Origin of the sequence: Massilia niabensis, from assembly GCF_042655085.1 — a bacterium.
GTDB lineage: Bacteria > Pseudomonadota > Gammaproteobacteria > Burkholderiales > Burkholderiaceae_D > Telluria > Telluria niabensis.
The window spans coordinates 305695-317148 of the sequence record NZ_JBHSMU010000019.1 but is presented as its reverse complement, the minus strand read 5'-3'; the positions used below and the strand labels follow the sequence as shown (position 1 = coordinate 317148).

General features: G+C 66.2%; 9 protein-coding genes and 1 pseudogene. 4 read left to right on the top strand and 6 right to left on the bottom strand.

Going from position 1 to position 11454, the window contains the following annotated elements:
- Positions 1-50: 50 nt before the first annotated feature.
- Complete coding sequence (locus ACFPN5_RS24740) at positions 51-425, bottom strand: Arm DNA-binding domain-containing protein (RefSeq protein ID WP_379786510.1); 375 nt, start codon at positions 423-425, stop codon at positions 51-53.
- 424 nt (positions 426-849) lie between these two features.
- Between ACFPN5_RS24740 and ACFPN5_RS24735 the strand changes: the two genes are divergently transcribed.
- The 4 genes and pseudogenes from ACFPN5_RS24735 to ACFPN5_RS24720 all read left to right on the top strand — a co-directional run bounded on the left by ACFPN5_RS24735 (position 850) and on the right by ACFPN5_RS24720 (position 3913).
- A complete protein-coding gene (locus ACFPN5_RS24735) occupies positions 850-1362 on the top strand; it encodes a hypothetical protein (RefSeq protein ID WP_379786509.1) in 513 nt (170 codons plus the stop codon).
- A gap of 113 nt (positions 1363-1475) precedes the next feature.
- Positions 1476-2500, top strand: a pseudogene (locus ACFPN5_RS24730) (IS110 family RNA-guided transposase).
- Between the two features lie 364 nt (positions 2501-2864).
- Positions 2865-3260, top strand: coding sequence for a hypothetical protein (locus tag ACFPN5_RS24725; RefSeq protein ID WP_379786508.1), 396 nt, complete (start codon positions 2865-2867; stop codon positions 3258-3260).
- A 146-nt stretch (positions 3261-3406) separates the two neighbouring features.
- Entirely contained in the window at positions 3407-3913 is a 507-nt protein-coding gene (locus ACFPN5_RS24720; RefSeq protein ID WP_379786507.1) for a polysaccharide deacetylase family protein, read from the top strand.
- Between the two features lie 25 nt (positions 3914-3938).
- Here ACFPN5_RS24720 and ACFPN5_RS24715 read toward each other — a convergent pair whose 3' ends face one another.
- From ACFPN5_RS24715 to kefF, 5 genes are all read right to left on the bottom strand, one after another.
- On the bottom strand, positions 3939-5066 hold the full coding sequence (locus ACFPN5_RS24715; protein WP_379786506.1) for a metallophosphoesterase: 1128 nt from the start codon (positions 5064-5066) through the stop codon (positions 3939-3941).
- 7 nt (positions 5067-5073) lie between these two features.
- Positions 5074-6045, bottom strand: a complete 972-nt coding sequence (locus ACFPN5_RS24710) for an MYG1 family protein (RefSeq protein ID WP_379786505.1) — start codon at positions 6043-6045, stop codon at positions 5074-5076.
- A 107-nt stretch (positions 6046-6152) separates the two neighbouring features.
- Positions 6153-8972 carry a hybrid sensor histidine kinase/response regulator gene (locus ACFPN5_RS24705; protein ID WP_379786504.1) on the bottom strand — a complete coding sequence of 940 codons (2820 nt, stop codon included), beginning with the start codon at positions 8970-8972 and terminating at the stop codon, positions 6153-6155.
- Positions 8973-9051: 79 nt separating this feature from the next.
- Positions 9052-10857 (bottom strand): glutathione-regulated potassium-efflux system protein KefC, encoded by a 1806-nt coding sequence (gene kefC / locus ACFPN5_RS24700; protein WP_379786503.1) that lies wholly within the window; start codon positions 10855-10857, stop codon positions 9052-9054.
- The gene (gene kefF / locus ACFPN5_RS24695; protein WP_379786502.1) at positions 10847-11410 is read right to left on the bottom strand and encodes a glutathione-regulated potassium-efflux system oxidoreductase KefF; all 564 of its coding nucleotides are present in this window, start codon (positions 11408-11410) and stop codon (positions 10847-10849) included. The genes kefC and kefF overlap by 11 nt, the downstream gene beginning before the upstream one ends.
- Between the last annotated feature and the right edge of the window lie 44 nt (positions 11411-11454).

Below are 11454 nucleotides of genomic sequence, written 5' to 3'. Positions count from 1 at the left end.
ATTGAGTTTTCGCAATTTTACCTTGCGGCCACGCGTTTCGGCCCCGGAATTCAAACGAACTCGGGGGCCACTTGCGCTGTCTTTGCCTTCCTAGCTTCCTGCCCTCCTGCCCGGCGCAGGGCCCGCAGATCCTCAGCAAGCCGCCGCACTGTCCAGGAGCCGCGCAGCTTCAAGCGCTCGGCTCGCTTTTGCGCTGCAGGATCCTGTCCTTTGTCCACCGAAACGCGGTGCTCGCTTGCGAGTTTCCGTGCAGCTGACAAAGTGATGTCGGGATAGTTGCCGATCGTAAGTTCGCGGGCGCGGCCCTCTCTCATATAGCGCAACACCCACGACGCCGTGCCCGCCTTCGAGAAGGTAAATGTCAGCCCCCCGCCGTCCGATTTCGCGATCGGTTCCCCGGCCGCGATCCAGCGCCGAATTTGCATATCCCTGAGTAAGTTCGTTCCCCGCTTCCCCATTCCGATCCCTGTTTTGTAGGTAGAAGTCGCGGTCGGCGTTTTGTGGCTAGCAGCAAATCTGGCTACAAATTGGGAGTGCGCCAACGTGCGACATCAGCACAACAGAAGATACGTTAAACACTGGGCTTATAGGACAACCGGCGTCAAGAAGCGACATCGAGGAAACATCAGATCGAAGAATTCGGATTGAAGGTGGCGACACGCATGGGTTCTTCTATCGATGAGGTTGATTAGTTTGTAACCGGGTTTGCTCCGCGGGGCGCACGGCTGGGATTAAATATATCTTGTTAGAAATGTATCTTGAGCACCACAGTCACTGCTGAGTGTGCGCGGCGTTTTTTGCAAATTGGGTACGATTAAATTATTAACAACCCACCCTTCGGAGATTCACATGTTCAAAACCATCCTGCGCGCAGTTGCCCGTCCAGCGGCCGTTACCCTGTTGCTGGCGGCGTCGGCCACTGCATCGGCAGGTCAATGGGTTGTCGAGCCACTAGATGTCGAAGGCACGCTGGTGGAAGCCGTCGGTCCGGCTGAGCGCTGCCTGTCGAAATTCGGCGGCACCATCAGCGGCCATGGCAAGAGCGTCATGATGGGCGGCAATGTCGTGTTCATTGCCACCGATTGCATCACCCCGGTCGGCCCGCTGTTCAACTTCAGCGGCGGCAAGTTCATCGTCATGACCACCTCCGGCGACCAGATCTTCGCCAACTATAGCGGCCAGTTCGTGCCGACCGGCGAAGGCGCGAAATACGTGTTCTCCGGCGCGACCTTCCAGGTTACCGGCGGCACGGGCAAGTTCAAGATGGTCACCGGCGGCGGCAGCCTGACCGGCGGCGAAGACATGAGCACTGGTCACGGCAATATCAAGCTGACTGGCAACGTCCAGTATTTCAAGAAGTAATTTGCCTCGTTGCAGCCAGAACGGCGCCCGCCAGGGCGCTAATGAGATGGTCACCCTCCACCCTTCAAGTTACTAGACTTGTAGGGTGTTGTTCTTTCTGGACGGAGGCCATCATGCAAGACGTCACGCTCATCGGCATCGACCTCGGCAAGCACAGCTTCCATGTGCATGGCCAGGATCGCCAAGGCAAATCCCTGCTGCGCAGGAAATTCAGCCGCAAGCAGCTGATCGAATTCCTCGCCAATTTTCATCCCTGCACGATCGTGCTGGAAGCCTGCGCCGGCGCCCATCACATGGCCAGGCTGCTGGCTGGATACGGCCACGAGGTCAAACTGATCTCCCGCAATTCGTCCGTCCCTTCGTCAAGAGCAACAAGAACGACTTCATCGATGCTGAAACCATCTGCGAGGCAGCGTGCCGTCCATCGATGCGTTTCGTGACACCGAAAACCGAATCGCAAGGGTGCCTGTCGGCGCTGCACCGCGTGCGCGAGTCGCTGGTGCGCGAGCGTGTCAAGGCAAGCAACCAGATCCATGGATTCCTCCTCGAGTTCGGCGTCAGCCTGCCGGTTGGCCATGCGGTGATTCGACGTCTGCCTTCCGCGCTGGCAGAGCAAGCCCTGCCGGCACGGCTGGCGGCACTGCTCGAGCGGCTGCACAGCCACTTCAAATACCTCGACGAGCAAATCGTCGATATCGAAAAAGAGCTGGGCCGGCAGCTGCAGGACGACGACCTTGGACAGCGCCTGATGTCGATACCTGGAGTGTGGCCGATTACGGCCAGCGTGCTCGCTGCCGAGGTGGGCGATGGCAAGCAATCCCGCTGCGGCCGTGACTTCGCCGCGTCGATCGGACTGGTACCGTGGCAGTACAGCACGGGCGGGAAAAACAACCTGCTGGGCATCGGCAAGCGTGGTGACAAGAACATCCGGCGCCTGCCCGTGCAATGCGCCCGAGCGTACATGCAGCGCCTGGAGCGTCAGAACGACCGCCTGGCGCAGTGGGTACGCTCGATGCTGACGCGGCGGCACTCGAATATCGTTGCATGCGCCCTGGCCAACAAGCTGGCGCGCACGGCCTGGGCGATCGCTGCGTACCACACGCAATTTAAACGACAAGAGGCCGTCATGGCTGCATGACGGCCTCTTGCACCTGCTTCTGACGTCTACCTGGTTTTGCGACTGCTGAGATTGGATGACGTGAACGGCACACCGGCCTGACGGACAACCTGGCAAAAAAATCGGCTCCTGCAAGCCGAGGCGCTTTTAAGGACCGTCAGGCGCGACTCTCATCGTGGAGCGGAGCAAGCCTCCAACCAGACGCCGGATAGATTTGAGCAAGCCACTACATCATACGAAATCACGGTTGCAAAAAGGAGGGTGACCATAGATTTTTTCGCCCGTCTCCGTGCGGTAATTCCTACAGGCCTGGCTCCGGTGTACCTATTGCCGCCCTGCGCAGGGGGGCTATCATCTTCCGAGAACATTGACCAAGGAGATAGACATGTCCACTTCAACCGACAAGCAGGACGCGCAAGGGCGCTCGTGGGACCAGGTCACCAAGGATGGCAGCAGCAGCGCCGGCTCGATGGGCGTCGGCGGCACCGGCGACAGCGGCAAGCTGGACCGCCATGGCCAGGGCCAGCAATCGGATGCCGGCACGCCGGCCACGCGCACCGACGACCTGCTCACCGATGGCTGCGACCAGGACGCGGACGGCGACGCCTTCCACAGCTCGGGCGGACGGGTAGAGACGGGCCTGGAAGGCATCGGCAGCATGACCGGTGGCGGCGCGGGCAATCGCCAGTCGGCCGGGCAGTCTGGCGCGCAGGGCCGGCAGGGTGGTGCCTCCGACACCGAGGAAGGCGAAGCGGTGCGCAAGGACCAGCAGAACCGCTGAGGCCGGGCAGGGGGGGCGGCGGCGCCAGGGTCGGGCGTCGCTGTGTCCGTAGGGGGAAGGCGCAGGCACGGCCAGGCCCATCGATTACACTGCAATGCCGTGCGGCGATCAGCGCCCGCGCTTGCAACCACATCGAGGACCTTCACTTGACATTCTTGCCCCGCCTGTTCGCCAGCGCCTTCCTGGTACTCGCCAGCCTGCCCGCCATCGCCCAATCGGTCGCCGTCACCTTCGATGACGGGCCCTCGCTCGCAGCCACACCGCGCCTGACGGCGGCCGAGCGCAATGGCGCCTTGCTTGCCGCGCTGGCCCGCCACAGGGTGCAGGCCGCGCTCTTCGTCACCGCCAATAACGCCGCCGTGCGCCCGGAAGGCTTGCCGCTGGCGCGCGCCTGGGGCGCGGCCGGGCACGCGCTCGGCAACCACACGATGTCTCATCCGGACCTGGACAGCCCTAAAGTCACGCTGGCGCAGTACCAGGCCGACGTCTTTGCCGACCCGGTCTACCGCCTGATGCCCGACCGTGCCGCTCCCGGCCAGAGCGTGCTGTTGTCGATGGCGCGCAGCCGAGGTCTCGGCAGGTTCGAGGGCTGGCACCGGCTGGTGGACGACGGCGACTTCGAGATCGACGCCCTGCAGCCCCAGGGACTCTGACGCTGCGCGCGACTACTTCCGGGGGTTAGCCCTTGCCCGGCGCGCGCAAGGTCAGTTTCACGATCTCCCCTGGCTGCCACAGCCGCATGCGCGGACCCCAGCTGCCGGCGCCGCGGCTGATCACGAGCGACATGTCGCCGACCTTGTGCTCGCCCACCATGCGCGGGAACCGGTGCTGGACCAGGTAGCTGAACGGCCAGATCTGGCCGCCGTGCGTATGGCCCGAGAGCATCAGGTCGACACCGCGCTCGGCGGCGCCGGCAATGATCGGGGCGGCCGGGATGTGCGACAGCAGGATGGTCGCAACGTTCGTGCGCTGCGGCAGCGTGCTCTTCAGGCCGCCGGTATAGTCGCCGCCGCCGCGCATGAGGCGGCCGACGTCGTCGATGCCGGCCAGTACCAGGCCGGGCGCGAGCTCGACGCTGGAATCGATCAGCCAGCGCACGCCGCCCGCCTCGAACTCGGCGATCGTGGTGGCGGCGTCGCCGTAGTATTCGTGGTTGCCGGTGGCGGCCCAGACGCCCAGCGGCGCCTTCAAGCCGCGCAGCACCGTGGCCAGGCGCGCTTCGCCGATCGGATTATCCTCGACCTGGTCGCCCACCATCACCACGGCGCTGGGTGCGAGCGCGTTGATCTGCTCGACACGTTTTTCCATCCAGCCAGACCTGCGCTGGGCGCCCAGGTGCAGGTCGGTGACCATCACCAGCACGGTGCCGTCCAGCTTTGCCGGCAAGTCCTGCAGGACGATCTCGTAGTCGCTGACCGCCGGGGCGCGCACGGCCTGGAAGATGGCGAAGGCGCTCACCAGGGCGCCGGCCAGCGCGGCAATGCCGAGCACGCGCGGCGCGCGCTCGCGCCACCACAGCCCGAAGCCGGTGGCCAGGTCGGCCGCCAGCAGGAACAGCGTCATCACGAACAGGATGCCGAGCCAGGTCAGCGCGAACTGCCCGGGCCACCAGCGCCAGTCGAGCGCTTCGTCGCCGAGCTGCACGCCCCACAGGTAGACAATCCACAGCACCAGGGCGCCGAGCCACCACACTTTGGCACTGTGTTGCTCACTGAGTCGCGCGCGGATCGGCGTGACGCGGTACAGCCGGTGCACCACATAGAAGTGCATCAGCGAGCCGACGATGTTCAGGATAATCGAAAACATGCGCTGCCTACTCCAGCGCCGCCGCTTCTTCCACCGCGCGCAGCGCCTGCTGCGCCAGCACGCGGATGCCCTCGTACGACTTCGCCGCCGCGATGAAGCGGCCGTTGTGGCAGAAGGTCGCATCCGGCACGCCGGTCACCGCGGCCAGGTCTGAGTCGCGCAGGCCGGCCCACAGCTCGGGCAGGTCGGCCCGCGCATCGAAGGTCTCGGCGCTGACCGGCACCGTATGGATCAGGTAGCGTTGTTCGCCGATGCTGTGGCTGATCACGAACAGCACCTTCGGCATTTCCTTGCGCACCACGGCGGTCCAGGGCAACGCTGCATTTTTGAGGAACAGCACGCGGCCGTCTTCCAGCAGCTCGGCGCCGCGCACCTGTTCCAGGGCCAGCATGGCGCCGACGCGGTACCTCACCGAATTGACCATGATATCGGCCAGGAGTGCCATGGCCTTGCGGAACTGCGCGAGCCGGTGGGCTTCGGTGGCCTCGCCATAACCCATGCGCTGCTCGTCCAGCCAGTTCGGGTTGAAGCCCGACACCACCGCCGACAGGCCGTAGCCGCCCGGTGCGTTCTTGGCCGCGCCTACGTCCGACAGGTCGAGGTATTGCACGATGTCGGCGTCGATCGCATACGCGAGCTGCTGGGCGCTGTCCTCGCTCAGCTGGTGCCCGGTGTGGGCGAGTGCCAGGGCGGCGACGCAGCGCGCGCCGAACTCGCGCCAGACCAGGCCCGCGCTGGCGTAGGGCACGCCGGTCTGGCGCGCGCCGGAAAAGCCTTTCTGGTGGTGGTCGAAACGGCCGCTGGCCGGGTCCCAGATGCCGCCCACGTCGATCGCGAAGTCGGCCGCTTCGATGGTGGCCGGATCGCGCGTGCGCACGATCTCGCAGCCGGGATACAAAATGTCGAGGACGGCAACCGCCCACGCGTCATCCGCGTGGAATTTGCCGCTATGTGTCGCTACTACCTTTGCTGCCACCATACTTCACTCCAATGCTGAATGCTGCAGCCCGGCCGTGGACGGCCAGGTTGTGCTCGATTCAGGATGATACTGGCTTTGGCGCGCCGGCGTCGCCTGGCGGCGCCAACCTACGTTCGAGCGCCCTCGATCACCGCCGTCAGCGCGGCCAGATCCACCGGCTTTACAAAATGGTGGTCGAACCCCGCGCCCAGCGACAGCACCTTGTCGTGCGCCTGGCCATAGCCGGTGAGCGCCACGAACAGCGCCGGGCGCGCCTGCGGCAGCGCGCGCAGGCGGCGCACGAGTTCGTAGCCGTCGATGTCGGGCAGGCCGATGTCGAGGATGAAGACGTCCGGCCAGTCGCCGGCGGCAAATGCCAGTCCCCCGTACGGCGTGCTCGCCGTCGCCACGGCATGGCCGTAGGCTTGCATGATCTCGCCCAGCGACTCCGCGGCGTCGACATTGTCGTCCACGATCAGGATCCGCCTGCCGCCGCCGGCGCCGTGCTCGGGCTGCCCCGCAGCCGGCGCCGCCTCGGGCGCTACCCCAGCCACCACGTCGAGCGTGACACTGAAGGTACTGCCCTTGCCCAGGCCGGCGCTGGCAGCCTGGACCTGCCCGCCATGCAGCTGCACCAGGCTCTTGACGAGCGCCAGGCCCAGGCCCAGCCCGCCCTGGGAACGGTCCGGGGTGCGTTCGGCCTGGGTGAACAGGTCGAACACCAGCGGCAGGATGTCGGGGGCGATGCCGATGCCGCTGTCGGCGACGGCGATGGTCACCTCGCCGCCGCCATGGCTGGACACCGACAGCGCGATGCTGCCGCCCTGCGGCGTGTACTTGGCCGCGTTGTTGAGCAGGTTCGACACCACCTGCACCATCCGCGTGCGGTCGGCGTCGACGCGCAGGCCGGCCTCGCCCAGTTCGAGCGTGAGCTGCTGGCCGCGCGCCTCGACCAGGGGCCGCGCCTGCTCGACGGCACCGAGCACGATTGCGCGCACGTCGACGGGTTCCCGCTCGAGCGTGACCAGCCCGCGCGTGACGCGCGAGACGTCGAGCAGGTCGTCGACCAACTCCGTCATGTGGCGCACCTGGCGCGTGATCACGTCGCTCGAGTGGCGAATCCGCTTGTCCGGCGGATTGGCCATGGCGATCAGTTGCGCCGCGTTGCTGATCGGCGCGAGCGGATTGCGCAGCTCGTGCGCCAGCATCGCCAGGAATTCGTCCTTGCGCCGGCTTGCCGCGCGCAGCTCCTCTTCGCCCGCTTTCTGGTCGTGGATGTCGGTCAGCGTCCCCATCCAGTGCGTGACGCGTCCGACGCCATCGGTACAGGGCAGGGCGCGGTTCAGCACCCAGCGGTAGCCGCCCGCATGGTGCACCAGCCGGTGTTCGATCTCGAACGGGGTACCGGCGGCGAAGCTGCGCTTCCATGCAGCCAGGACCGGGGCCAGGTCGTCGGGGTGGAGCACCTTCTGCCAACCCTTGCGGGCCAGCTCGACGTGCGCGACGCCGGTGAACGCCTGCCAGCGCTCGTTCACGTAATCCTCGGTCCCCTCGACATTGATTGACCACACCATCTGCGGGATCATGTTGGTGATGTTGCGGAATTTCTGTTCGCTGTCCTTCAGTGCCCGCTCCGCCGCGACCTGCGCCGAGATGTCCATGTGTGCGGCGACTGCGCCATTGACGGCGCCATCCGCAGCCCGCAGGGCTTGGGCGCGCACCATGATCATCCTGCGTACACCCGGGTTGCCGAACGGCTCGATCTCAATGATCGCTTCGACGATGTCTTCGCCGCCCAGCACCCGTGCCAGCGGCCATTCCTGCGGCGCGAGCGGCTTGCCGTCCGGCCACCAGCCCGTCCACTTGGCGTATTTTTCGATGCCGCCGGACGCCGGATAGTCGCCCCAGAGGCTGCGCGTGGCCGCGTTCGACATCAGGAGCCGCCCTGAGGTGTCGACATAGAAGATGCCGACCGGCGCCGCTTCCAGCAGGCCATCGAGCCGGCGCCGGCTTTCCTCGGCGCGCAGCGAGGCCGCCGCCGCCTGGCGCTCGGTCACCAGCAGCGCCTGTTCCGCGCGCTTGCTCACGCTGATGTCGACCGCGATGCCGGCGAAGCGGCGCTTGCCGCTGGCCGGATCGGTGAACACCTTGCCGCGCGCGTTGACCCAGGCGTCGATGCCGGAGCGCTGAGGAATGCGGTATTCGGCGTCGTACAGCGTCCCGTCGCGGATGGCCGCCCCGATGGCGTCGGTCACCCCGGCGCGGTCGTCGGGATGGATCAGGTCGGTGAAGCGGGTCAGCTCGGTGCCCGTGCGCGCCAGCGCCGCGTCGACCTGGAACAGGCGCGCGAAACGCTCGTCGACGTGGGTGGTGTAGGTATCGAGGTCGACCGACCAGGTGCCGATGTTCCCGGACGCTTCGAGCGACATCGCCAGCCGCTCTTCGGCCTCCTTGTGGCGCGCCAGCGCCTGGACCTTGTCGGTCACTTCGATGACCGTGCAGATCAGGCCCTTGACTCCGCCCTGTTCGTCGCGCAGGGGGCTGTAGGAAAAGGTGAACCAGGCCGGCTCGGGATAGCCGTGGCGCTCCAGCGTGGTCGCGTAGTTCTCGAAAAAGAAGGATTCGCCGCCCTGGACGCGCGCGATGGTGGGCGCGAGTCTGTTCCAGACTTCGTGCCAGACCCCGGCATACGGCGCGCCCAGCGCCCAGTCCGACTTTTGACCCAAGACCGGTACATAGGCATCGTTGAAGAACAGGGCCAGGTCCTCGCCCCAGGCCAGGAAGCTCGGGAAGGACGAACTGAGCATGATGCCGAGGCTGGTGCGCAGCGCGGGCTCCCAGCTCTCGACCGGGCCCATCGGATGGGCAGACCAGTCCATGTCCCGGATGCGTTCGCCCATGCGGCCGCCGTTCGCCAGGAACGCGTATTGGCTGTCTCTTCTGTTCACGATGGGGTCACAACTTATTGACAACTTCGCCGTCCTGGAAACCTTGCATTGTACACAAACAGGCTGGTCGGCCGCGCCGTCAGTCCCAGCCGCCGTCGGCCTCGTCGTCGTAACGCTGCTGGTCGCGCGCGAACATCTGGTTCAACTCGTCGCGCGCGCGCTTGGCCATCGACACGTACTGTTCGCGGTCCTTGTAGAACGGGTAGACGGCGTCCACGCTGGCCCTGTTGTGCTCGCGGAACTTGAGGGTTGCCTCGCGCGCCCGGTAGGCGCCGTAGCCGAGCTGGCACAGCACGCGCCGGCCCAGATGCAGGGCCGATTCAAACGTTTCGCGCTCGATGATGGTCACGCCGCGGTCCATCAACTGGTAGTAATGGGTGACGTTGCGCGCCCGCGCCAGCACGGGCAGGTTCGGGAAATGTTCGCGCACGGCGTCGGCCAGGGCCAGGCTGTCTTCGATGTCGTCGATCGCCAGCACCAGCGCCCGCGCTTTCGCCGCGCCCGCCGCATGCAGCAGGTCGACGCGGGTGGCGTCGCCATAGAACACCTTCCAGCCGAAGCCGCGCAGCAGTTCGACCTGGTCCGGGTCGTGGTCGAGCACCGTCATCTTGAAGCGGTTGGCGTGCAGCAGGCGCCCGACGATCTGGCCGAAGCGCCCGAAGCCGGCGATGATGACATGCCCTTCGGCCCCGACGATGGCATCCGCCTCGCGCTTGTTCTGCCCGCGGTAGCGCGGCTCGAGCACCTTGTCGTGCAGCAGCAGCAGCAGGGGCGTGGCCACCATCGACAGCGCCACCACCGCCACCAGGATCGAGCCGACCTCCGGGGTGAAGACGCGGGCGCTGGCCGCGGCGCCGAACACCACGAAGGCGAATTCCCCGCCCTGCGCGAGCACGAAGGCGAACAGCCAGCGCTGGCCGCGCGCGATCCCGAACAGGAACGAGAGCGCAAACAGCACCGCCAGCTTGATGACGAGGAACGCCGTGACCAGGCCCAGGATCAGCCAGGGGTTGGCGGCGAACACGCCGAAGTCGACCGACATGCCGACCGCAATGAAGAACAGCCCGAGCAGCAGGCCCTTGAACGGCTCGAGGTCGGTCTCGAGTGCGTGGCGGTACTCGGAATCGGCAAGCAGCACGCCCGCCATGAAGGCGCCGAGCGCCATCGACATGCCGACCCATTGCATCAGCAGCGAGATGGCGATCACCAGCAGCAGCGCAAAAGCGGTGAAGATTTCGCGCATGCCCGATTTGGCGATGATGCGCAGGGCAGGGCGCACCAGGTAGCGCCCGCCCACCACCAGGCCAATCACGACGGCGGCGAAACGCCCGGCGCCGATCCAGCCCTCGCCGCCAGCACTTTCTGCCGCCGCCACACCCAGCACCGGCACCAGCGCGATCAACGGGATCGCGGCGATGTCCTGGAACAGCAGCAGGGCGAAGCCGGCCTGTCCGGCGGGCGTGCCCATCAGGTTGCGTTCGCCCAGCGTGGCCAGCGCGATCGCGGTCGATGACAGCGACAGCCCGAGGGAGGCGACCAGCGCCACCTTCCAGTCGATGCCGGCTACCAGCGCGGCCGCGAACAGGGCGGCGGTAACGCCCGCCACCTGCGCGCTGCCCCAGCCGAAGATCGGGCGCCGCATCGACCACAGGCGGTCGGGTTCGAGTTCGAGGCCGATCAGGAACAGCAGCAGCACCACGCCGAATTCCGAGAAGTGCAGGATGTCCTCGACCTCGCGGATCAGGCCCAGGCCCCAGGGACCGATCGCCATACCCGCCAGCAGGTAGCCGAGCACGGCGCCCAGGCCCAGGCGCTTGGCCAGCGGCACAGCGACCACGGCGGCGGCAAGGTAGACGACGGCGTTCGTCAGCAGGCTAGATTCCATGCGGGTCTTTCGGGGTGGTGTCGAGGAATTGTTCGAGCCGCGCGTGAAACGCCGCGACGTGGGTGTCGATCGCCTCGATCGAGGCACTGTTCGCCCCATGCAGGATGTGCGGCGCCAACCAATCCATCCCGCACAGGCGCGCGGTCTGCTCGAAGGGCGGCAGGAAGGCCTCGAAGGGCTGGCCGTGGCGCTCGCCGGGCTGGTAGCTGTCTTCCGGGCTGCCGGTGGTGACCACCAGCCAGTAGCCCTTGCCGCGCAGCGTTGTGACATCGGGTCCATAAGCCCAGCCTGGCAGCAGCACGCTGTCGACCCATTCCTTCAGCAGCGACGGCATGCTGTACCAGCGGATCGGATGCAGGAAGACCACCAGCTCGGCCTGCTCGAGAAGCGCCTGCTCGCGCGCCACATCGATGAAAAAGTCGGGGTAGGTCTCGTACAGGTCGTGCACCAGCACGCCGTCGAGCGAACGGGCGGCGTCGGCCAGCCGGCGGTTGATCCGCGAGCGGTGCGGCGCGGGATGGGCGTACAGGACCAGGATGCGTGGGTTCGGCATGGCTTGAGCGTGGCAATCGGCGTTGCACGCGGAATCGTTTGTTG